The sequence below is a fragment of the Mycobacterium angelicum genome (assembly GCF_002086155.1).
GTDB classification, from domain to species: Bacteria; Actinomycetota; Actinomycetes; order Mycobacteriales; family Mycobacteriaceae; genus Mycobacterium; species Mycobacterium angelicum.
In genome coordinates, this window is sequence record NZ_MVHE01000028.1 from 42,479 (window position 1) to 64,251 (window position 21,773).

At 64.4% G+C, this 21,773-nt stretch carries 18 protein-coding genes; 8 read left to right on the plus strand and 10 right to left on the minus strand.

Annotated elements, in window-relative coordinates:
* Positions 1-20: 20 nt before the first annotated feature.
* Positions 21-1,067 carry a class I SAM-dependent methyltransferase gene (locus BST12_RS17045; RefSeq protein WP_083114306.1) on the plus strand — a complete coding sequence of 349 codons (1,047 nt, stop codon included), beginning with the start codon at positions 21-23 and terminating at the stop codon, positions 1,065-1,067.
* Here the strand turns inward: BST12_RS17045 and BST12_RS17050 are convergent.
* The 3 genes from BST12_RS17050 to BST12_RS17060 are packed head-to-tail and all read right to left on the minus strand — an operon-like array spanning position 1,064 to position 4,657.
* On the minus strand, positions 1,064-2,506 hold the full coding sequence (locus BST12_RS17050; RefSeq protein ID WP_083114307.1) for a vWA domain-containing protein: 1,443 nt from the start codon (positions 2,504-2,506) through the stop codon (positions 1,064-1,066). The genes BST12_RS17045 and BST12_RS17050 overlap by 4 nt on opposite strands.
* A 1-nt stretch (position 2,507) precedes the next feature.
* Positions 2,508-3,383: an AAA family ATPase gene (locus BST12_RS17055; protein ID WP_083114308.1), complete on the minus strand. Its 876-nt coding sequence runs from the start codon at positions 3,381-3,383 to the stop codon at positions 2,508-2,510.
* A 26-nt stretch (positions 3,384-3,409) separates the two neighbouring features.
* Positions 3,410-4,657 (minus strand): glutamate-5-semialdehyde dehydrogenase, encoded by a 1,248-nt coding sequence (locus BST12_RS17060; protein ID WP_083114309.1) that lies wholly within the window; start codon positions 4,655-4,657, stop codon positions 3,410-3,412.
* A 515-nt stretch (positions 4,658-5,172) separates the two neighbouring features.
* On the opposite strand from BST12_RS17060, the gene BST12_RS30955 reads away from it, so the two are divergent.
* The 3 genes from BST12_RS30955 (at position 5,173) to BST12_RS33490 (ending at position 7,393) form a co-directional block, all read left to right on the plus strand.
* Positions 5,173-6,192 (plus strand): hypothetical protein, encoded by a 1,020-nt coding sequence (locus BST12_RS30955; protein ID WP_139801729.1) that lies wholly within the window; start codon positions 5,173-5,175, stop codon positions 6,190-6,192.
* A 97-nt stretch (positions 6,193-6,289) separates the two neighbouring features.
* On the plus strand, positions 6,290-6,709 hold the full coding sequence (locus tag BST12_RS33485) for a hypothetical protein (protein WP_245850372.1): 420 nt from the start codon (positions 6,290-6,292) through the stop codon (positions 6,707-6,709).
* A gap of 15 nt (positions 6,710-6,724) precedes the next feature.
* The gene (locus BST12_RS33490; RefSeq protein ID WP_245850374.1) at positions 6,725-7,393 is read left to right on the plus strand and encodes a hypothetical protein; all 669 of its coding nucleotides are present in this window, start codon (positions 6,725-6,727) and stop codon (positions 7,391-7,393) included.
* Positions 7,394-7,424: 31 nt separating this feature from the next.
* Here BST12_RS33490 and BST12_RS17075 read toward each other — a convergent pair whose 3' ends face one another.
* From BST12_RS17075 to BST12_RS17090, 4 genes are all read right to left on the minus strand, one after another.
* Positions 7,425-8,819: a mechanosensitive ion channel family protein gene (locus BST12_RS17075; protein ID WP_083114310.1), complete on the minus strand. Its 1,395-nt coding sequence runs from the start codon at positions 8,817-8,819 to the stop codon at positions 7,425-7,427.
* Positions 8,820-8,826: 7 nt separating this feature from the next.
* Positions 8,827-11,010: an adenylate/guanylate cyclase domain-containing protein gene (locus BST12_RS17080; RefSeq protein ID WP_372511083.1), complete on the minus strand. Its 2,184-nt coding sequence runs from the start codon at positions 11,008-11,010 to the stop codon at positions 8,827-8,829.
* Between the two features lie 132 nt (positions 11,011-11,142).
* The gene (locus BST12_RS17085; protein ID WP_083114312.1) at positions 11,143-12,546 is read right to left on the minus strand and encodes a mechanosensitive ion channel family protein; all 1,404 of its coding nucleotides are present in this window, start codon (positions 12,544-12,546) and stop codon (positions 11,143-11,145) included.
* Positions 12,546-14,615, minus strand: coding sequence for an adenylate/guanylate cyclase domain-containing protein (locus BST12_RS17090; RefSeq protein WP_139801730.1), 2,070 nt, complete (start codon positions 14,613-14,615; stop codon positions 12,546-12,548). The genes BST12_RS17085 and BST12_RS17090 overlap by 1 nt, the downstream gene beginning before the upstream one ends.
* A 283-nt stretch (positions 14,616-14,898) precedes the next feature.
* Between BST12_RS17090 and BST12_RS17095 the strand changes: the two genes are divergently transcribed.
* Positions 14,899-15,759: a PfkB family carbohydrate kinase gene (locus BST12_RS17095; RefSeq protein ID WP_139801731.1), complete on the plus strand. Its 861-nt coding sequence runs from the start codon at positions 14,899-14,901 to the stop codon at positions 15,757-15,759.
* On the opposite strand, the gene BST12_RS17100 is transcribed toward BST12_RS17095, so the two are convergent.
* The gene (locus BST12_RS17100; RefSeq protein ID WP_372511085.1) at positions 15,756-16,568 is read right to left on the minus strand and encodes a GntR family transcriptional regulator; all 813 of its coding nucleotides are present in this window, start codon (positions 16,566-16,568) and stop codon (positions 15,756-15,758) included. The genes BST12_RS17095 and BST12_RS17100 overlap by 4 nt on opposite strands.
* 66 nt (positions 16,569-16,634) lie before the next feature.
* Between BST12_RS17100 and BST12_RS17105 the strand changes: the two genes are divergently transcribed.
* Genes BST12_RS17105 through BST12_RS17115 form a run of 3 tightly spaced genes read left to right on the plus strand, consistent with a single transcriptional unit; the run spans position 16,635 to position 19,269 of the window.
* Positions 16,635-17,522, plus strand: coding sequence for an isocitrate lyase/PEP mutase family protein (locus BST12_RS17105; protein ID WP_083114315.1), 888 nt, complete (start codon positions 16,635-16,637; stop codon positions 17,520-17,522).
* Positions 17,513-18,760, plus strand: a complete 1,248-nt coding sequence (locus tag BST12_RS17110; RefSeq protein WP_083114316.1) for an aconitase/3-isopropylmalate dehydratase large subunit family protein — start codon at positions 17,513-17,515, stop codon at positions 18,758-18,760. The genes BST12_RS17105 and BST12_RS17110 overlap by 10 nt, the downstream gene beginning before the upstream one ends.
* Positions 18,757-19,269: a LeuD/DmdB family oxidoreductase small subunit gene (locus BST12_RS17115; RefSeq protein ID WP_083114317.1), complete on the plus strand. Its 513-nt coding sequence runs from the start codon at positions 18,757-18,759 to the stop codon at positions 19,267-19,269. Before BST12_RS17110 ends, BST12_RS17115 begins: the two co-directional genes overlap by 4 nt.
* Here BST12_RS17115 and BST12_RS17120 read toward each other — a convergent pair.
* Positions 19,266-21,308 carry an NAD(+) synthase gene (locus BST12_RS17120; protein ID WP_083114318.1) on the minus strand — a complete coding sequence of 681 codons (2,043 nt, stop codon included), beginning with the start codon at positions 21,306-21,308 and terminating at the stop codon, positions 19,266-19,268. The two genes, BST12_RS17115 and BST12_RS17120, sit on opposite strands and share 4 nt — an antisense overlap.
* A 31-nt stretch (positions 21,309-21,339) precedes the next feature.
* Positions 21,340-21,773, minus strand: a 434-nt coding sequence (locus BST12_RS17125; RefSeq protein ID WP_083114328.1) for a hypothetical protein, incomplete at its 5' end; no start/stop codon positions are given.

Below are 21,773 nucleotides of genomic sequence, written 5' to 3' on the forward strand. Positions count from 1 at the left end.
CCTTCGTGTAGAAGAAGTCTGTGGACAATTCGCCGCTCGCATCCGAGGAATCGACGCAGCCGATTCAGGAGGCCATGACCCGGCAGTTCTACCACCGATCGGTGGTCAACGGTGAGATCTCGTTGCCGGCCGTACCGGGCATGATCGACGAATACGTGAAGATGTGCGGCGACCTCTTTGCCATTCTGGGCAGGAAGTTCTCCGACGAGGAACTCGCTCATGTGCGAGGGGTGCTCGAGGGTCAGCTGGCCGAAGCCTTCGCGAAATCGCCTCGGTCCAGCGTCGTCATCTCGTATAACGCGCCCGTCGGCGGCGTCTTGCATTACCAGGTCAACGCCCGGTGGTGGAGTTTGGCGGAGGCCTACGAAAACTGGATCGCCACCCGCGAACCGCCGTTATTCGGTACCGAACCCGACGCCCGCATCTGGGCGCTGGCCAACGAAGCATTCGAACCGAGGGCGCATCGGGTGCTGGAAATCGGGGCCGGCACCGGACGCAACGCGCTGCCCCTGGCCCGGCGCGGGCACCCGGTCGACGTGGTGGAGATGACGCCGAAGTTCGCCGAGATGATCCGCACCGAGGCCCAGCGCGAGGGCCTCGCCGTGCGTGTCATCGTGCGTGATGTCTTCGCGACCATGGACGACCTGCGCCAGGACTACCAGCTGATCACGCTGTCGGAGGTGGTATCCGACTTCCGCACGACGCAGCAGTTGCGCGGTGTCTTCGAGATCGCCGCCAATTGCCTGGCGCCCGGGGGGCGCCTGGTGTTCAGCGCCTTTATCGCGAGCGGCGACTACGTACCTGATCAGGCCGCGCGGGAATTCGGCCAGCAGGTGTACACCAGCTTTTTCACCCGCCCGGAGATGGCCGCCGCGGCGGCGGGGCTGCACCTCGAACTCGTTGCCGACGACTCGGTATACGACTACGAGAAAGCGAACCTGCCCGAGGGCGCGTGGCCGCCTACCAGCTGGTACGAGGGCTGGGTCAGCGGCACGGATCTTTTCCCCGTCGAGCGTGAGCTCAGTCCCGTCGAGCTGCGCTGGCTGGTGTTCCAGAAGACGCGTTAAACCGGCAGCAGCTGATCGATCACCGTCGCCAGTTGTTTGGCGGACCGGCATTCGTGCATCGCGATCACGTCTTGGTAGCGCGGCACCGCCGAGTCGCCGCTTCCCCACAAATGCTTGGGCTCCGGGTTGAGCCAGTGCGCGTGCCGGCTGGCGTTGACCATGTCGTCCAGCACGTCCACCTCGGGGTTGCGATAGTTGGTCCGGCCGTCGCCGAGCACCAGCAGCGAGCTGCGCGGTGAGAGCACGTTCGGGAAGGACTGCGTGAACGAGACGAATGCGTTGCCGTAGTCGGAGTGGCCATCGCGGTTGTAGACGCCGGCCTCGCGGGTGATCCGCTGGATCGCCACGGCCAGATCGGCCTCGGGCCCGAACATGTGCGTCACCTCATCGGTGGTGTCGATGAAGGCGAACACCCGGACACGCGAAAACTGTTGGCGCAGCGCATGCACCAGCAGCAAAGTGAAGTGGCTGAAGCCGGCAACCGAACCGGACACGTCGCACAGCACCACCAGTTCCGGACGGGCGGGGCGCGGTTTGCGCAATACCACGTCGATGGGTACGCCGCCGGTGGACATCGACTTGCGCAACGTCTTGCGCAAGTCGATCGACCCGGCGCGGGCGCGACGACGACGGGCCGCCAGCCGGGTGGCCAGCGTTCGCGCCAGCGGGGCGACCACTCGCCGCATCTGGCGCAGCTGTTCCCCGGAGGCGCGCAAGAACTCCACGTTCTCGGAAAGCTGTGGGATGCCATACATCTGGACGTGTTCACGACCGAGTTGCTCGGCGGTGCGCCGTTTGGTCTCGGCATCGACCATCTTGCGTAGTTGCGTAATTCGTTGTGCGGCAAGCGCTTTGGCGATTTGCTCTTGGGTGGGAGTGGGCTCGTCGCCGTAGGGAGCGAGCAGGCCGGCCAGCAGCTTGCCTTCCAGTTCGTCCAGCGCCATCGCCTTGAGCGCCTGATACGACGAGAACGACGGGCCCCGGCTGGAATTGTATTTGCCGTAGGCCTCTACGATCCGGGCGATCATGGCCACCAGCCGCTCGTCCATGTCCGCGAGATCCGGGTTGTCGGTAAGCAGATCGAGCAGCATCTGCCGCATTGCCTCGACATCGTCGGGCGGCAATGCGCCGGAATCGGTGTCGGCCTCTCCTTCTGTGACCACCGCCCTGGCGCCCAACGCCGCGGGAAACCACAGGTCGAACATGGCGTCGTAGGTTTCGCGGTGTTCGGGCCGGCGCAGCACCGCACATGCGATGCCCTCACGCAGGATCTCCCGGTCGTCCAGGCCCAGCGTGGCCATCACCCGTCCGGCGTCCACCGTCTCCGACGGGCCCACCGAAATCCCGCTGCCGCGAAGGGCTTCCACGAATCCCACCAAATGGCCGGGCAGCCCGTGCGGGGCGAGCGGCCGGGTGGGTCGGATGCGGCGGGTGGCCATATTAATTCAGTCTCAGTTCGCCGGTCGCGCGCTGCTGATCGGATTGGTGTTTGAGGACCACGCCGAGGGTGGCGGCAACCACCGCGTCGTCAATGGTGTCCAGGCCCAGCGCGAGCAGCGTGCGTCCCCAGTCGATGGTTTCGGCGATCGACGGCACCTTCTTGAGCTGCATCCCGCGCAGCACGCCGATGATGCGGACCAGCTCCTCGGCAAGGTGCTCGGGCAGTTCGGGCACTCGCGACAACAGGATTCGACGCTCCAGCTCGGGGGTGGGGAAGTCGATATGCAGGAAAAGGCAGCGTCGCTTGAGCGCCTCGGACAGCTCGCGAGTGGCATTGGAGGTGAGCACGACGAACGGAGCCCGGGTCGCGGTCAGGGTGCCCAGTTCGGGGACGGTCACCGCGAAGTCGGAGAGCACCTCGAGCAACAGGCCCTCGATCTCGATGTCGGCCTTGTCGGTCTCGTCGATGAGCAGCACCGTCGGCTCGTCGCGCCGGATCGCGGTAAGTAAGGGTCGTTCCAGCAGGAACTCCTCGCTGAACACGTCGTCTTTAGTGGCATCCCAGTCTCCGGAGCCGGCCTGGATGCGCAGGATCTGTTTGGCGTGGTTCCACTCGTAGAGGGCACGCGCCTCGTCGACGCCCTCGTAGCATTGCAGCCGGACCAGGCCGGAGCCGGTGGCCTGCGCGACGGCACGGGCCAGCTCGGTCTTGCCGACGCCGGCGGGGCCTTCGACCAGCAGCGGCTTACCCAGCCGGTCGGCCAGAAATACTGCCGTCGCGGTGGCGGTGTCGGGCAGGTAACCGGTTTCGGACAGCTTTCGCGAGACATCCGGGATATCGGCGAACAGCGGCACTGGCCGTGCGGGCACGCTCATCAGGAGCACTCCTTAGAAAGGGAAAGTCAGGCCGGGCGGGTGTGGCCGTCCCCCCACACGATCCACTTGGTCGAGGTCAATTCGGGCAGGCCCATCGGCCCGCGGGCATGCAGCTTCTGGGTGGAGATGCCGATCTCGGCGCCGAAACCGAACTGCTCGCCGTCGGTGAACGCCGTGGAGGCATTGACCATCACCGCGGCCGCATCGACCTGTTGGGTAAACCGTTGGGCCGCAGCCAGATCGGTGGTCACGATGGCCTCGGTGTGGCCGGTGCCGTACTCGTTGATGTGCGCGATGGCGCCGTCGACGCCGTCGACCACCGCCACCGCGATATCCAACGCCAGGTATTCCCGGCGCAGCTCGTCATCATCCGGCTCCAGGTGCAAGGTGACGCCGGCGTCCTGCAGGGCGTTCAGTAGCCGCGGCATCGCGTGTTCGGCGATCTTGGCATCGACCAGCAGGGTCTCGGCGGCATTGCAGACGCTGGGCCGCCGCGTCTTGGAGTTCAGCAGAATGCGTTCGGCCACGTCCAGATCGGCGGCTTCGTGAACGAATACGTGGCAGTTGCCCACGCCGGTCTCGATGGTGGGCACTTGTGCGTCGCGCACTACGGCATTGATCAGGCCGGCGCCGCCGCGCGGAATCACCACGTCGACCAGCCCGCGGGCCTGGATCAGGTGGGTGACGGTGGACCGGTCGGCCGCAGAGAGTAGCTGCACCGCGTCGGCCGGCAGGTCTTGGCTGGTCAGCGCATCGCGCAAGACGGTGACGAGCGCTTGGTTGGAGTGTGCGGCCGACGAGCTGCCACGTAACAGTGCGGCGTTTCCGGACTTCAGGGTGAGGCCGAAAGCGTCGACGGTGACGTTGGGACGGCCCTCATAGATCATGCCGACCACGCCGAGCGGGACTCGCTGCTGGCGAAGCTGAAGGCCGTTGGGCAGGGTGTAGCCGCGCAGCACCTCCCCGACCGGATCGGGTAGCCCCGCGACTTGGCGCAGGCCGGCGGCGATGCCGTCGATGCGCTGGGGGTTGAGCGCGAGTCGATCGAGCATTGCCGACGGTGTGTCGGCCGCTTTGGCCGCGTTGAGGTCTTCGGTGTTGGCGGACAGGATTTGGTCGGCGTGGGCCAGTAGTTGATCGGCGGCGGCGTGCAGCGCGCGGTCTTTGACGGTGGTAGGCAACGTGGCCAGGTGGCGGGCGGCGATCCGCGCGCGGCGCGCGGCGTCGTGCACCTGTTGACGCAGGTCGGGAAGCGTCGGTGCTTGCACAGTCATTCCCCCAGCGTATCGGGCTTGCGCTGGTCTAGTAAGACGGCCTGGTCCGGGTGAGTTGCGTGCTACGGTTGCGCGGCTAGGCTGCCCCCGCATGTCGCTGCGGGTCGGTGCCGATGCTTTGCGTGCGATGGCCAGTCGTTGGGACGCCTTGGCCGGGGAACTGACCGTTTCGGCGGCTGGTGACGTCGGACTGCCCTGTCAGGCGAGCGCCGCCGCGGTGAGCGCGGGCAATGCCGACATTGCGGCCGCCGCTGGGGCACTCAGGCACGCCTGCGCACCGGCGCTATGCGAGTCGCGGCGGCCAATACGGGCTTTATCGCCAATGAACGTGGCTCGGCGAGCATGCTCGCTCGCGTGAAGCGGGCATAACCATTTTTCCGACACGCACGGACCTGCTCGACTGGCCCACCGAGCATCTCATCGACGCGGCCGGCTCTTGGGTAGCCGCAGGCAAGCGATGGTACGAGACTTTCGATGGGGTCTGGCAAGACTCGGTCTCGGTCGACTCGGAGGGAGTGGCCGCCGAGCAATTACAAGCCCGGACGCGCGCCGACAGGCTAAAGGTCAGCGGTCTAGACGATCAGTTGCAGCATGCGGCAAAAGTTGCACGCATCGGCGCATCCGACCTGCAGGCTGCTCGATCACGTCTTCGATACGCCGTTGAAGGCGCGCATGCTGCGGGATTCTTTGTGGCAGAAGACCTTTCGGTCATCGGTCGCTCTACCGGCGGTACCACCTTTCAACGAGCGGCACGGCAGGTTCAGGCGGAAACGTACTCAAGTGACATCCGCCAGCGCGCTGCACAACTGGTCGGACTTGATCAGGAAGTCGCCGGCAGAATCAGCACTGCGCTCGCTGCGATTGCCAGTATCAGCTTCGACGACTTGCCAGCTCTAGAAGGACCAGCGCCGACTCGGCACTGGGGCGTCCAGCTCGTCGATTGGAAGCAATCTCCTGAGCCGACACCCGGGCCGACGGCCCAGGACATCCGGGATGCGATCAAAGACCTGCCGCAAGGCACGCGACCGGACTTCCTAGAGGTTCGGAATGAAGAGCAACTCCGTCAATTTTGGGAGTGGATTAGCCGCAACGCGTCGGACTACACGCCCTCAAATCCCTATCGAGGGGGAAAGGGCATTCTCCGTCAACTTCCGGACGGAACCACCGTCGGCCTAGGTGAGAGCAACAAGTGGAGCACGACTTTGGACGTTAGTCTTCCAGATGGTGCGAAATTTCGGCTTCACGTCAATGCAGCCAGGGGTGGTGAACTGAACATTCCCAAACCACTGGGAGAGCCGGTCCCTGCGAGAGGAGCAACACCTGACGCGCCGCCTCAAGCACCCGTCGAACGTCCGCCGGTCAAAGCGCCCATGCGCCCCCCTCCACCGGCAATAGTGAAGCCACCTCCAGCTGTCTTGGCGCCGGTTCCTCCGGAATCGATTCCGCATCCGGTTCATCTTCCCCATACCCACCATGGGCCGCCCGTGCTGGGCAAGGACGAATTGCCGGACCTATCCGAATTCGAAGGAGATTGAGACGACGTGACTAACGGATCAAACGGTTGGCCACCCATCAGACTTCCGGGCGGATGCATTACGAAAACAGCTGCTCGAACAGCAAGGCCGTGACCAGATGAGCCACGCTCGCGAGAGGGTACGTGAAGAACTTCTAGCCGACGGCTTAGTTGATTTGATAGACCTCAGTCTCATCAACTGGCGTGTCCTACAACAGAATCGGTCGGCGTCCGTGTCGGAAGTTCAACACGAAACCTTGGAAGTAATCCGCTCCATGGTCAGTGACGGGCTATTTCAGCTCGGATACCGCGGGGAGGGAGGCAAGTTTGTAGCCTGGGATGAAACCCTCGATCAATCGATGAATGCGATCTACGACGCCTATGTAACGCACCATGACGACAGACCGGGCTGGGTGTGGTTCGCCTGGCTCAACCTCACGGACAAGGGCGAAGAACTCGCGCTCAGTACCGAATACGGCAGGCAGGTAGCGAAGGATGTGGAGCAACGACTCAGGGAAAGGGATTACCTGTGTGACTGATCACCGTGGCCCACAATGTCGATTGGAATGTGCGACAACGCAGCTGAGGACGTACTCCTCGACGGCTTCGTAGACTTTGTGAGCCTTAACCAGGTTCACCGTCAAGTCGCGCAACACAATCCATCCGCAGCGATGCTGGAAATAAAGACGAAAACCCTCGAAATGATTGGAACGCACCATGGCAGCGATGGAACTGTCACGGAGGCGATCGATCAAATGAACCCAGCGGCGCGCGAGAATGTGCGCAAAGAACTACTCTTGGACGGTCTCGTTGATTACATTGACCTTAATGCCGTCGATTGGAATGTGAGGCAACACAATCCGTCCGCATCACGCCAGGAAGTACAAAACGAATCGCTAGCGGTAATCCGCTCATTGCTAAGCGAAGGTTTGGTCGTGTTGGGCGCGATGTCCGGAGAAGGCGGCCGTTGGCGGGCTTGGCAAGAGCCCCTCGATGCATCGCTGCAGAAGATATCCGATGTATATGTCAGCCGGTACGACGACCCACCAGCCTGGGTTTGGTCTTCTTGGATGGCACTCACCGACAAGGGCAGGAGCGTCGCCGAAAGCACTTCTAAATCCCATAGGTTCGGTCAGCGCTGCGGCCCCATAGACCACTTTCAACGCGATATCGCCGGCGATATCGCATCCCAGAACCGGGTGTCCCCCAGCTCACGGTACTGAAGTGACATACGTGGCTCCTGCGACGAGCTACTCAGTCACCCCCGCGCGCCTGGCGCACCTTGCTTCGCCGCTCATCGAGGAGGTGGCCAAAGTCCTGCAATAACAACGGTTCTCGCATCACCAGATGTTCAATGTGCTCTCGGCCGATCTCCAGCGCGGTCACCTCTTCAAGCGCGTATGCACTCGCCAGGTTCGGCTGCCGAGTCAGTGCGGTCAGCCCCAGAAACGAGCCTTCATCCAGCGTGGTGATCGGCACATCCGATCCGCCGTCGGTAGTGGCAACCAGCCGCACCCGCCCACGCACCAAAAACGTCATCCCCGCGGGCACCGAACCGGCATACTCCACGATCTCACCGGCGCCATAGCGAACCATCCTCGCCCGCGAAACCAGCGACTGCCGATCGTCGTCGCTGAGCCGCAGAACGGGCGTCACCACCGTTCGCAACGCGTCATCGACGCGTTCGGCGTCGGAGAAGTCGTCGTCGGCGCCGTCGAGATGCAACCCCTCTCGTCGTGCGGCATACCAGATCCACCGCGCGAACGTTGCTTGCGCGGCGCGTTCGTCGGCGGGTGACGCCAGGCCGACGGTAGTGCAGTATTCGGCGCCACCGAGGGCTTCCGAAGTCGGTATATCGCCCGCGCATAGCTGCGGCAGCAGGCTGGCAATCCGCGTCAACAACGCGCAAACCCGGTCGGGGGCATCGGCGTCGGAAAAGGTGGTCTTCATCGCGAATTCGTGTACGCCGGTCGCCCGGCTGAGGTTGGTGAAGGCTGTGCTGGCCAGCACCGAGTTCGGGATTATCCGCATCCCACTGAGGGTCTCGATATGCACAGCGCGCCAGTTCACTTCGACGATTCGCCCGCGCGCCGTGGAGGTATCCAGCCAGTCGTCGATCTGGAACGGCTGCTCGAACAGCATGAACAGCCCCGAGACGATCTGACCTACGGAGTTCTGCAACATCAGGCCGATGACGACCGAGGTCACCCCCAGCGCGGTGAACAGGCTCCCTACCCGCACACCCCAGACGTACGAAAAGATCACCGCCAGACCGGCGCCGATCAGCACGAACCGCGCGACGTCGAGGAAGATGACAGGTAACCGCTTGCGCCATGACCCTTGCGGCGCACTGATGAACACGGTGGTATTGAGACCCGACAGCAACAGCACCAGCACCAGGAAGCCGAATGCCGTCGTAAGTATCCGTACCACGGTGTCGTGGACCGGCACACCCGTCGCGTTGACGATCAGCAGCAGCAGCGCACCAAGTGGCAGCACGTAATTGCGCAGCAGGCCAACCTGTTTGGCCAGGCTGCTGCGCCTGCGCACCAGCGCACGCTGCACCTCGGTCAGAATGACGATCCCGACCGGCAGGCCGATGACCACCCCGACGGCCCAATAGAACCAGGCCGATCCGAAGACGTTCACCGCAAGCTCACTTCCGGTCCACCAGTCGCCAGATCCGCTGCTCGGATCCGCCGACCGAAATCTGGCCGGCCGGTGTGAAGTTCCACAGGTCTTGCATCGCTTCGAACACCTGCGCGGTGACGTAGACGCCGGGTTGCCTTGAGCCGCTGTGCATTTGGTAGGCCAGGCTCACCGCGCCGCCCCACATGTCGTAGACAAGGCCCGCTCGCCCGATCAGGCCACTGACGACTTTCCCGGTGTTGATCCCGACCCGCAAATCGAGCTGGCGGCCCGACTGGGCGTTGAAACGATCGATGATCCGCTGCATCTCGAACGCGAAGTCGACGCTGCGGTGAATGTTGTCCAGCCTCGGAGTGGTGGCACCGCAGCTGGCAAGGTAGCCATTGTGCAGAGTGCGAATCCGTTCCACACCATGGGTTTCGGCCGCGGAGTCGAACTCACGCAACAGCTCGTCGACCGTCCCGACCAATTCGTCGCCGGACAAATCGTTGGACAGGTCGTCGAGCCCCGCGATGTCGGCGAAAATGACGGTGACGTCCTGGTGCTCCTGCGCGATGGTCTCCTTACCCTCCCGGTATCGCCGCACCACCGGTTCGGGCATCAACGACAGCAGCAGGCGATCGATTTCCCTGCGCTGCTCGTTGAGCAGTTCCTCTTTGACCTTGAGGTTATGGCTCATCTCGTTGAAAGCCCCAGTGAGATCACCGAGTTCGTCGCGCGTTTTGACCGGCACGGTCACCTCGTAGTCACCTGCGCTGATCCTCGCCGTACCGGCCTCCAACCGGCGGATCGGCCGCACCAGCAGCCGCGACAGCAGCATCGACAACACACAGATGACGAAGCTCATCCCCGCGACGGCCAAGACCAGGGTCTTGCCGAACGAGGCCAATCGCTGATAGGCGTCGCCGTCGTCGCGCGTCGCCAGAATCGACCAATGCAGTTCTGAATTCGGCACATTCAGCGGCGCATAGGCTTGCAATTCGCGGTTGCCCAGATAGTCGGTGTCCGAGGTGACACCGGTCTGCCCGCGCTGGGCGGCGCGCAGACCCGCGCTGTGAACCGGCTGCACCAGCACCGTGCTGCCCAACCGCATCGCCTTCTTCACGACGTCTGGCGCTGTACCGCCGGCGACTGCCTCACGCTGATATGCCTTCGGATTCTGCAGGAAAACCCTTGAATCGGAACGCATCAAGCCGTCCGGGCCGGCCAGATATGTCTCGGTCGATTTGCCCATGCCGACCGCTTCCCAATGCTTACTGGCGTTCATGATGTCGTTGATCTTCGAGATGGGTAACGGCAGCGCCATCACGCCCTCGGTTCTGCCGTTCATTCCGACCGGCGACACCAGCCACGCGGTGGGCGCGTCGAGCGCCGGCTGATACGTCTGGAAGTCGGTCATCCACACGAAGTCAACGTCGTTGGCCCGCAGCGCCCTCTGGTAGGCGTCGCGCAGATTGGTTTCCCGGTACGGCCCGGTGAAGACGTTGGTCCCGAGGTCGGGGCCTTTGTTCACGGTGTAGACGACGTTGCCGTCAAGATCCAGCAGCAGCGCATCCCGATATTCGAAGCGCGTGACGATGCTGCGGAAGAAGTCGTTATAGCGGGCATTGGCCGCCGACCAGGCACTGCCGTCATTGGCGTCATTGAAGCGCATCGCGTCGCCGGTTGAGGTAAACGGGGCGGTGTAATAGGCCTGAAGGTAGCGCTGCGCATTGGAACTCGGCAGCAGCGCGTTGATGTCCAGATCGTCTCCGGTCAACCGATTGATCGGATCGATCATCTGCTTGTTGTAGTAGTTCGCGAGCGACTGTTCCTGTGCGGAACTGATCTTCGCGTTGGCCAATTCGGCGAAGCCGGCGGTGAAAGCCCGCTCCGCTTCGACCGCACTGAAACCACTGCTGTAAACCATCACCGATTTCATCAGCTCCGAGAACAGCGCCTCGACCTGCTGCTTGTGCGACTCACGCAGCTCGAGCAGCCGCTCGATCGCGACCTGCCGCAACGCATTGCGGCCCGTCACATACCCGACCAGACCGACCACAGCGACCGACAGGATGCTGCACACCAGCAGCGTCACCAAAAGTTTGGACTGGATTCCCATTCGGAAAAGCCGCAGAAACCGGCGTCCACGATTGACCGACGGGGCAGACTCTGCTGCCACTTCGGGTACCGTTTGCTGCCCTGATTCCAATCGTCTTCCTCTCGCTGCCGGCGAAAAGACGGGCAGATCACGCAGCAGACTAGCGCGAAAAGGTAACGAAACCAGCCTTGTTTGCGCAAAGAGGCGAGCACGGTCAGCTGCTGCCGGCCGAGTGATTGTCCGCTAACCGACTCGTTCGCGACGAGTTGCGCGGTCCGCCTTGGTTTGCCGCTCGTCGATGAGTCGGCCCAACTCCTGCAGCAGCAACGGCTTACCCATCACCACCTGCTCGAGGTGTTCGCGGTCGACCTGCAGGACGATCAGCTCCTCGAGCGCCACCGCACCGGTCGGATTGGGTTGCCGCGTCAACGCGGTGACCCCCAGAAATGCACCCTTGGCCAGCGTAGCGAGCGGAATGACCGAGCCGTCCTCCGTCGTCGCTGTGAGCCGAACACTGCCGGAGACGACGAAAGTCATCCCAGCGGGCACCACACCGGCATGCTGCACGATTTCGTCGGTGCCGTAGCGCAACACGCGCCCGTAGGGAGCCAACGACTGCTGTTCGCTCAGACTCAGCCGCAGTTCCGGCCCAACCACCGTGCGCAGAGCGGCCTGCACCCGTTCGGTTGTCGAGAAGTCATCGTCGGCCTCGTCCAGATGAAGGTCTTCGCGCCGCGCCGAATACCAGACCCAGCGCAGGAAAGTGGCCTGAGCGTCACTGTCATCGGCTGCCGACTTCACCCGCACCGTCGTTCGGTACTCACCGCCACCGACGGAAACGGTGGTCGGCATGGTTCCGGACTTGAGTTGGGGTAACTCGCCGCCAACTCTGGTCAGCATCGCGCACACCTGGTCCGGGGCATCGGAGACCGCGAATTTGGTTGTGATGGCGCACTTATGCGACCCGCCCGGCCGGCTCAGATTGGTAAACGAGGTAGTGGCCAGCGCCGAGTTCGGCGTGATCCGCAACCCAGCACCAGTCTGAATGTGCACCGCGCGCCAGTTCACCTCGACGACCCGACCGCGCCCGTTAGGGGTGTCCAGCCAGTCATCGATCCGGAACGGCTGCTCGAACAGCATGAACAAACCCGACACGATCTGGCCGACGGAGTTCTGCAACATCAGGCCGATCACCACCGAGGTGACCCCCAGCGCGGTGAACAGACCCCCAACCCGGACACCCCAGATATAGGACAGAATCACCGCCAGGCCGGCACCGATCAGCGCGAAGCGCGCGACGTCGAGGAAGATGGTGGGCAACCGCTTGCGCCAGCTCTCCACCGGCGCCGCCTGGAATACCGTGGCGTTGAGCCCGGACAGCAGCAACACCAGCACCATGAACCCGAACGCCGTCGTGAGGATGCGCACCGTGGCATCGCCGGCCGGGATCTGCGAGGCCTTGACCAGCAGCAGCAACAGCGCGCCGAGCGGCAGTAGGTAGTTGCGTAACAGGCTGACCTGCCGGGCCAAATGGCTTTCCCGACGGACCAGGTGGCGATGCAACTCGGTGAGAATGATCAGCCCGACGGGCAGCCCGATCGCGATGCCCGAAGCCCAGTAGAACCACGACGAATGAAATACATTCATCAGCGCTCGACCAATCGGAATATCGGCACCTCTGCCCCCTCGACCGAAATCGTGCCGGCCGGGGCGAACTGCCGCACGTCGCGCATCGCCTCGTAAACCTGCGTCGTGACGTAAATGCCGGGTTGTGGTGCGCCGCTGTGCATTTGGTAGGCCAAACTCACCGCGGCGCCCCACATGTCGTAGACCACACTTGATCGGCCGACCAGCCCGCTGGTCACATCCCCGGTGTTGATGCCGACCCGCAGATGCAACTCATCGCCGGTCTGGCTGTTGAACCGATCGATGATGCGCCGCATTTCCAGCGCGAAATCGACGATTCGGGGAATGTTGTCCAGGCGCGGTGTCGTAACCCCGCAGCTGGCGAGGTAGCCGTTGTGCAGGGTGCGAACCCGTTCCACGCCAAGGTGTTCGGCGGCCGAATCGAACTGGCGCACCAATTCGTCTACTATCCCGACCAATTCGTTGCCCGACAGGCTGCTGGATACTTCGTCGAGCCCGACGATGTCGGCGAATAGGACGGCGACGTCGTGGTGTTCCTGCGCGATCGCCTTTTCGCCGTCGCGATAACGCTGCACCACCGGCTCGGGCATCATCGACAGCAGCAGCCGGTCGTTCTCCCGGCGCTGCTCGTTGAGCAGCTCCTCCTTGATCTCCAGATTTCGGCTCATCTCATTGAAGGCCGCTGTCAGATCACCGATTTCATCGCGCGATGTGACGGGGATCGTCACGTCGTAGTCGCCGGAGCTGATCCGCTGGGTGCCGGCTTCAAGCCGCCGTATCGGCCGCACCATCGCCTGGGCGATGAGCATAGATGCCACACAAATAACGAAAATCATTGCCACCGTGACCAATATCAGCGCCCTGCTGAACGACGCGACGGCCGCGAAGGCCTCCGAGGTATCTCGGGTGGCCAGGATCGACCAGTGCAGATCGGAGTTCGGCACGGTCAACGGCGCGTAGGCCTCGAGTTCCTGATTGCCGGTGTAGTCGGTAGCCGAAACCGTCCCGGTCTGTCCGCGCTGAGCGGCGCGCAAACCCTCGGTACCCACGGGCTGTAGCAGCGTGGTGCCGCCGATTTGGACGGCGCGGTTCGCCACGTCGGCCGGTGTGCCCGCCGACGTCGACTGCCGCTGGTACTCCTTGGGATCTTCCAGGAACAGCCTGGAATCCGAGCGCATCAGGCGGTCCGGGCCGGCGAGATAGGTTTCGGTTCCTTCACCCATGCCCGCCGATTGCCAATGCTTGTCCGCGGTCATGATCCGGTTGATCTTGGCGATCGGCAGCGGCAGAGCCAGCACACCCTCGGTCTTGCCGCCGGCCTCGACCGGCGCCACCAACCACGCGGTCGGCACGTCGAGTTGCGGCTGATAGGGCTGGAAGTCGGTGATCCAGGTGAAGTCAACGGCGTTGGCGCCCAACGCCTTGAGGTAGGCATCGCGCAGGTTGGATTCCCGATAGGGTCCGGTCAAGATGTTGGTGCCGAGGTCGGGATCCTTGCTCAGGCTGTAGACGATATTGCCCCTGGTGTCCAACAACACCGCATCGTCGTAGTCGAACCGGCTGACGATTTCGCGAAAGTAGCTGTTGAACCGCGCATTGGCCGCAGACCAGGCGCTGCCGTCGCCGGCATCGTCGAACCGCGAGGATGCTTCGTCCGACGTGAACGGCGCGGTGTAGTACGCCTGCAGGTACCTTTGCGCCGGAGTCGTCGGCAGCAGCGCGGTGATGTCGAGTCGTTCACCGGTCATGGCCTCGGTCGGTTTGATGAGTTCGTTGTTGTAATAGTTGACGATCGCCTGCTGTTGGGTGGGGCTGATCTTGGCGTCGGACAGTTGATCGAATCCGGCGGTGAATTCCGCAAGCGCATCGACCACCGTCAGACCGCGGGCATAAATCACCAGCGAATTCGTCAGATCGGAAAACAGCGTCTCGACGGCCCGCTTCTGCGACTCCCGCAGTTCGGTCAGCCGTTCATATGCCGCCGTGGTGAGCGAAGTGCGGCCCGATTGATAGACGACTACGACTATCGCGGCAACCGAGACGATGCTCGACAGCAGCAACAGCACCATGAGCTTGGATTGGATGCTTGCCCGGAACTGTGGGCGGCGCCGCCGCTCTTTGGGACGACTCTTGGTGACCGACGCTGTGTCGGCCTCCGGGACCGAGTCTGCTGCATGGCTCGACGCTGTTGCCTCACCCGACGTCAATCGGCTTCCCTCTCGCTATGGGTCAGCGTTGGACGGCGACGACCCGCTACTGACTTCTCTACGATGCACCGATCACGCAGCATAAGGGCTCCGACACGCACGTCCTCCGTTGTGAAACCCCGCGCGACTCCATAACCTCGGCGGAATGGCGACTCGAGTCTGTGTGGTGGGCAGCGTGAACATGGACCTGGTGTTCGACGTAGCTGCCCTGCCGCGCCCGGGTGAGACGGTGCTGGCATCGAAGTTGACGTACACGTTGGGCGGCAAGGGCGGCAACCAGGCGGTGGCCGCCGCACGCGCGGGCGCGCAAGTCCAGTTCGTCGGCGCGGTGGGCGACGACTCGGCCGGTGAACAGTTGCGAGCACACTTGCGGGCCAACGGTGTTGACGTGGCTGAAACGGTCCGGGGGCCAGGACCCAGCGGAACCGCCGTCATCATCGTCGATGCCGGCGCCGAGAACACCATCGTGGTGGCTCCGGGGGTCAACGCCCAGTTGGAGTTGAGGGGGGTTCCCGCCTGCGATGTGTTGTTGACCCAATTGGAGATTCCGGCGGCGACGGCGCTGTTCGCGGCGCGCGCGGCCAGTGCCGCCGGGGCCGTCGTCATCGTGAATGCCTCACCGAGCGGCCAGGATCCCGACATCCTGGCCGAATTGGCCGGCTACGCCGACGTGGTGATCGCCAACGAACGCGAAGCCGACGAATGGCCTTACCAGCCAACACATTTCGTGGTTACGCTGGGCGAGCGCGGGGCCCGCTACGCCGGCCCGGATGGCAGGTTCGAGGTACGTGCCCCGGCGGTGACGCCGGTGGACACCACCGGCGCCGGCGACGTGTTCGCCGGAGTGCTGGCGGCGCACTGGCCACCAGACCCCGGTTCCGCGCGCCAGCGACTGCGGGCCCTGCGACGCGCCTGCGCCGCCGGTGCCATCGCGACCATGGTGCCGGGCGCCGGTAACTGCGCACCCGATGCCGAAATGATCGACGCGGCCGTACCGGACGATTAGCCCACGTCGTGGGCGAAGGTCAGACCGCCCGCGGCGTCCAGTTCGGCTCCCGATTGACTGAGCAGCACCCGGCTACGACTGGGCGACAACAGCACCGACAGGTGATGGTGCGGCATCCCATCGACGAAGACCAGCCTGTTGACCCGCAGCAGCGCCGAGCCGATCGCGGTGTCGAGCAGCTGGGCATTGCGTGGGCCGGCAACCTCGGCAGTGATCTCATGTCGCACTCGTTCAACCACCAGCCCCGCGGCCGCGAGCAGCTCATACAGGGCGGTGTGCCGCAACGCCGACTCGGTCAGCAGGTCGGCCAATTCCGGCGGCAGCCACGCCTCGCTCACGATGAACGGCTCGCCGGTTCTGCGTTGCCGTCGCACCCGCACGATGTGCAGTAACTCGCCGGCCGTCCCCAGCGCGTCGGCAATGGCCCGGGGCGGGCGACGCAAGCCGAGTTCGACCACGTCCACGTCCGTTTCGAACTGGGTCTGACGCAGCCCGTCCAGATAGGAGCGGCCCGGCGACGACTGATCCGCCGGACCATGTTCTGCGACAAAGGAACCCACGCCACGCCTGCGTTCGATATACCCCTGTTCGGCGAGATCGGCCAGCGCGCGCCGCACCGTGATCCGGGATACCCCGAACTGCTCGCACAACGTCTGCTCGGTGGGCAGCGCGTCCCCGGGTGCGATCACGCCGCGGTCGATTTCGTCGTGCAGCACCAGGAACAACTGCCGGTGCAACGGCACCCCGGCGGCCGCCGAAACCGGCCCTTGTTTAGCGCTGGCTTTTGGCACGGTGATCAATGTTTCCACACACCTGCGGTTGCGCGTCCCGATCAGTTGTTATATCTATATAACAACTTGAGAGGAGCGCAAGACATGCCTACCACCCCGGCACGCCAGCGGCTGCGGACCCTGCTCGATCGGCGTGAACTGGTGATCGCGCCAGGAGTTTTCGACGGCATCTCCGCACACCTGACCAAACGCGCCGGGCACGTCGCGGCCTACCTGACCGGCTCCGGTGTGGCCGCATCGGGTTTCGGCCTGCCCGATATCGGACTGACCACGGCAACCGAAATGACCGAACGGGCCCGCATGGTCGTCGGTGTCTTGGGCGACATTCCCCTCATCGCCGACGCCGACACCGGCTACGGCGCGCCGCGAAACGTGGTGCGCACCGTGCGGTGTTACGAGCAGGCCGGCGTGGCCGCGATTCAGCTGGAAGACCAGGTGTTCCCCAAGCGCTGCGGCCACTTGCCGGACAAGCACGTCGTCGACGCGGCACAATTCGAACAAACCCTGGCCGCGGCGTTGGACACCCGCTCGGATGACAACTTTTTGGTGGTGGCGCGCACCGACGCACGCGCCCCACTCGGTCTGGACGCGGCGCTCGAACGCGCCAACCGCTATGCCGAAGCGGGCGCCGACATCGTCTTCGTCGAGGCTCCACAGGACGTCGCCGAGATCGAGCGCATCGCAGGCGAAGTCGGCGCTCCCCTGCTGATCAACATGGCGCTGGGCGGGCTGACGCCGCCGGTAGCCGTCGCACGCCTTCAAGAGCTGGGCTATGCAATCGCGATCTATCCGAGCAACCTGGTGCGCCGCGCGGCCCTGGGCATGCTGCAGGGCCTCAGCGAACTCAACGGCAGCGACATCACCGACCTGCCGGTGCGCAGCCCGGCGGACTTCTTCAGGTTGGTCGGCCTCACCGAATGGCTGGAAGCCGACGCGAGGTATGCGGCTGCGGAGGCCACCGCATGGGCATGACGATCATCGAAAAGATCCTGGCGCGCAAGGCCGGCTGTGACTGCGTCGCGCCCGGCGACACCGTCGTGGTGGACGTCGACATGACGGTACTGATCGATCTGCAGTTCACCAGATCGTGGCTCAAGCCAAACCGCATTCACGACCCGGCCAAACTGGCCGTCGTGATGGATCACGCCGTGCCGGCGCCCACGATCAAGGACGCCGCGGGTGCCTGCCACGCCCGGGAGTTCGTCGCCGCCTTCGGCATCGAGCATTTCTACGACGTCGGCCGGCACGGCATCAGCCACCAGGTGATCGCCGAGAACGGGCTGGCGCGTCCTGGAGAAGTGTTGGCCTGCAGCGACTCTCACACCTGTGCGGCCGGCGCCTACAATACCGCGGCCCGCGGTTTGGGCGCCGCGGAGGTGTATTCGATCATGTGCACGGGCCAAACCTGGTGCCAGGTCACCCCGACCATCCGCTATGAATTCGGCGGCATAAAGCCGAACACGGTGAGCGGCAAGGACATCTTCTTGCACATCGCCAACGAGTTCGGCGATGCGGCCAACCTTAACCTGGAGTTCGGCGGCTCCGGTTTGGCCGGCATCCCGATGCACGATCGGCGCACCATCGCCACCCAAGGCGCCGAAGTGTCCGCCGATTTCAGCATTTTCGAAGCCGACGACGTGTTGACCGACCTGCTCGACGCCCGCGGTATAGGCGGATATCACGCTGCCGCACCCGATTCCGATGCGGTCTATCACGATGTCCGCCACATCGATCTGGCAGCGCTGGAACCCTATGTGGCGCGGCCGGGTACCGTCAGCCGAAACGGGCTGCCCGTTTCGCAGTTACCCAAGCAAAAGGTCGACCAGGCGTTCATCGGATCGTGCGCCAACGGACAACTCGAAGACCTTGAAGTTGCCGCACACGTGCTGCGCGGCAAAACGATAGCCGCCGGGGTGCGGTTACTGGTCACCCCCGCCTCGCAGGCGGTCTATCGCGACGCCATGCGGCTGGGCTACCTGCAAGACATCGCCGACGCCGGAGCCGTCGTCACCAACTCCACGTGTGGGGCCTGCTTCGGCTACCACATGGGCGTGCTGGGGCCGGGCGAAGTGTGCATCACCTCCAGCACCCGCAACTTCACCGGACGCATGGGCAGTACCGAGGCGCAGATCTTCATGGCGTCACCGGCCACCGTCGCCGCCTCGGCGGTCACGGGATTCATCACCGACCCACGCAGTGTCGCGGCATGACTCTCTCGTTCAGCGGCAGGATGTGGGTGTTCGGCGACGACGTGAACACCGACGCCATGTACCCCGGCTTCGCCATGAAATTAGAACCACCGGAGGCGGCGCGGTACGTCTTCTACCAGTTACGCCCCGGCTGGACCGATCAGATGACACCCGGCGATGTCGTGGTCGCGGGCAAGAACTTCGGCGTCGGATCGTCGCGTCCGGTGGCCGCGCTGTTCAAAGAACTCGGCATCGCCGGGCTGGTCGCCGAGGAATTCACCTCGCTGTTCTTCCGCAACGCCGTGAACTCCGGGCTGCCCGCGATGACAATACCGAACGCCACCAACATCTTTCGGGAAGGCGATGAGGCCAGCTTCGATCTGGCCGACGGCAGCTGGCGCAACGACACCACCGGGGCCGCCGGAACAGTGCCCGTGTTGCCCGAGCTGATTCGCGACATCATCGACGGCGGCGGGGTACTGGCGCGGCTGGCGGCGCAAGGCTATCTGCCGACCGGGGCCAGTGGCTAGCCCTCGGGGACTTCGCGTTCGATTTCGTCCAGCCAGATCCGCGCAGACATGTCCGACGGCGCCCGCCAATCCCCGCGCGGCGATAGGGCACCGCCGTGAGATACCTTGGGGCCGTTAGGCAATGCTGACCTCTTGAATTGGCTGAACGAGTAGAACCGCTGCACGAAGACCTGCAGCCAATGCCGGATCTCGGCCAGCGAGTACGACGGGCGCTTGTCTTCGGGAAAGCCCGGCGGCCAGCTGCCACTCTTGGGATCGCTCCACGCATGCCAGGCCAGAAAAGCGATCTTCGACGGCCGGAACCCGAAGCGCAGCACCTGGAACAGCGAAAAATCTTGCAGCGCAAAGGGACCGATCTTCGCCTCGCTGCTCTGCAGCTCTTCCTCTTCACCGGACGGCACGAGTTCAGGAGTGATCTCGGTGTCGAGCACCGACTGCAGCACCTCACTGACCTCGTCCTCGAATTCACCCGCCGAGATCACCCAGCGGATCAGGTGCTGAACCAGCGTCTTGGGCACCCCGGCGTTGACGTTGTAGTGCGACATCTGGTCGCCGACACCGTAGGTCGACCAGCCCAGCCCGAGCTCGGACAAATCGCCGGTGCCCAACACGATGCCGCCGCGCTGATTCGCCAGGCGGAACAGGTAGTCGGTGCGCAGCCCGGCCTGGACGTTTTCGAAGGTGACGTCGTAGACCTTCTCGCCTCGGGCAAACGGATGATCCATCTCCTTGAGCATCAACTCGGCCGTACCGCGGATATCGATCTCTTCGAAGGTGACGCCCAACGCGCGCGCCAGCTTGATGGCGTTGTTCTTGGTGCGCTCACCGGTGGCGAATCCGGGCAAGGTGAACGCCAGAATGTCGCTGCGCGGCCGCTCTTCGCGATCCATTGCCCGTGCCGCGACGATCAGCGCGTGTGTCGAATCCAGACCGCCGGATACGCCGATAACGACCTTCGGATAGTCCAGGGCCCGCAGTCGCTGCTCTAGTCCGGACACCTGGATGTTGTAGCCCTCATAGCAATCCTGTTGCAGCCGTTGTGGATCGGCGGGGACGAACGGGAAGCGCTCGACGCTGCGCAGCAGACCGATGTCGCCGGACGGCGGGTCTAGCCGGAATTCGATGCGCCGGAACGACTCCGCCAGCTCGCGGTGGTGCCGCCGGTTGTCGTCGAAGGTGCCCATCCGCAACCGCTCGGAGCGCAGCAACTCGGTGTCGACGTCGGCGATCGAACGGCGTACTCCCTTCGGAAAACGCTCGGATTGCGCTAGCAGGACACCGTTTTCCCAAATCATCGTCTGGCCGTCCCAGGACAGGTCGGTCGTGGACTCGCCTTCCCCCGCCGCGGCATAGACATAGGCCGCCAGGCAGCGTGACGACGCCGAACGCGCCAGCAGACAGCGGTCTTCGGCGCGGCCGATGGTGATCGGGCTACCGGACAAGTTGGCCAAGACGGTCGCCCCGGCCAGCGCCGCCTCGGCGCTGGGCGGCAGCGGCACGAACATGTCCTCGCAGATTTCCACGTGTAAAACGAAGTCCGGCAGGTCGGACGCACCGAACAGCAGGTCCGGGCCGAATGGGGCTTCGGTATCGCCGATCCGAATGACGCCGCGCTCTTGGTCTCCCGGCGCGATCTGGCGGTGTTCGTAGAACTCCCGATAGGTCGGCAGGTACGACTTCGGAACGACGCCGAGGATGGCACCGCGATGAACGACGACGGCGGTGTTGTAAATGCGGTGCCGGTGCCGCAGCGGCGCCCCGATCACGAGTACAGGCAGTAGGTCCGCGGCTGCGGAGACCACCTCGTGCAGCGCCGCTTCGACGGCGTCGAGCAAGGCATCCTGCAGCAGGATGTCCTCGATCGAGTAGCCCGACAGCGTCAGCTCCGGAAAGACCGCCAAGGCGACACCATCGTCGTGGCATTCACGGGCCAACCCCAGTACCGATGCGGCATTGGCCGCCGGGTCGGCGATCGTGGTGTGGTGCGTGCACGCGGCGACGCGCACGAACCCATGCTGGTATGCGGAGTAGAAACTCATCGCCTTACATATTGCCCGCTTGGGCAACGGGTCAACCGGCTAGGCCGTTCTGACCGTCGGCACCCTGGGCGCCGGTCTGGCCGTACGCACCGGCCGTGGCACCGCCGGCGGGGCTTCCGTAGGCTCCGGGCTGGCCGCCCGCACCGCCGGTACCACCCAGGCCGCCGCCACCCGCGGCACCACCCGAACCGGCGCCGCCCGCGTGGCCGAACAGCCCAGCAGCGCCGCCGGCGCCGCCAGCGCCGCCGTTTCCGCCGGTACCGCCGACGCCGCCGTCCCCGCCGGTTCCGCCGTTGCCGGCAGGGGCCGGCGCGACGAACATGGTGCCACTGCTGCCGCTATCACCGCCCTGGCCGCCTTCGCCGCCGCCGGCACCCATCCCGCCGCCGCCTCCGGCACCACCGAGGCCGCCTGAACCACCATCGCCAAACAGCAGGCCGCCCCGACCCCCCACACCTCCGGTAC

Excerpts from the sequence above, each read along its gene's own strand:
- BST12_RS17050 (WP_083114307.1), bottom strand. The coding sequence starts at position 2,506 with ATGGCCACCCGCCGCATCCGACCCACCCGGCCGCTCGCCCCGCACGGG.
- BST12_RS17055 (WP_083114308.1), bottom strand. The coding sequence starts at position 3,383 with ATGAGCGTGCCCGCACGGCCAGTGCCGCTGTTCGCCGATATCCCGGAT.
- BST12_RS17060 (WP_083114309.1), bottom strand. The coding sequence starts at position 4,657 with ATGACTGTGCAAGCACCGACGCTTCCCGACCTGCGTCAACAGGTGCAC.
- BST12_RS33485 (WP_245850372.1), top strand. The coding sequence starts at position 6,290 with ATGAGCCACGCTCGCGAGAGGGTACGTGAAGAACTTCTAGCCGACGGC.
- BST12_RS33490 (WP_245850374.1), top strand. The coding sequence starts at position 6,725 with ATGTCGATTGGAATGTGCGACAACGCAGCTGAGGACGTACTCCTCGAC.
- BST12_RS17085 (WP_083114312.1), bottom strand. The coding sequence starts at position 12,546 with ATGAATGTATTTCATTCGTCGTGGTTCTACTGGGCTTCGGGCATCGCG.
- BST12_RS17090 (WP_139801730.1), bottom strand. The coding sequence starts at position 14,615 with ATGGTGCTGTTGCTGCTGTCGAGCATCGTCTCGGTTGCCGCGATAGTC.
- BST12_RS17095 (WP_139801731.1), top strand. The coding sequence starts at position 14,899 with ATGGCGACTCGAGTCTGTGTGGTGGGCAGCGTGAACATGGACCTGGTG.
- BST12_RS17105 (WP_083114315.1), top strand. The coding sequence starts at position 16,635 with ATGCCTACCACCCCGGCACGCCAGCGGCTGCGGACCCTGCTCGATCGG.
- BST12_RS17110 (WP_083114316.1), top strand. The coding sequence starts at position 17,513 with ATGGGCATGACGATCATCGAAAAGATCCTGGCGCGCAAGGCCGGCTGT.
- BST12_RS17115 (WP_083114317.1), top strand. The coding sequence starts at position 18,757 with ATGACTCTCTCGTTCAGCGGCAGGATGTGGGTGTTCGGCGACGACGTG.
- BST12_RS17120 (WP_083114318.1), bottom strand. The coding sequence starts at position 21,308 with ATGAGTTTCTACTCCGCATACCAGCATGGGTTCGTGCGCGTCGCCGCG.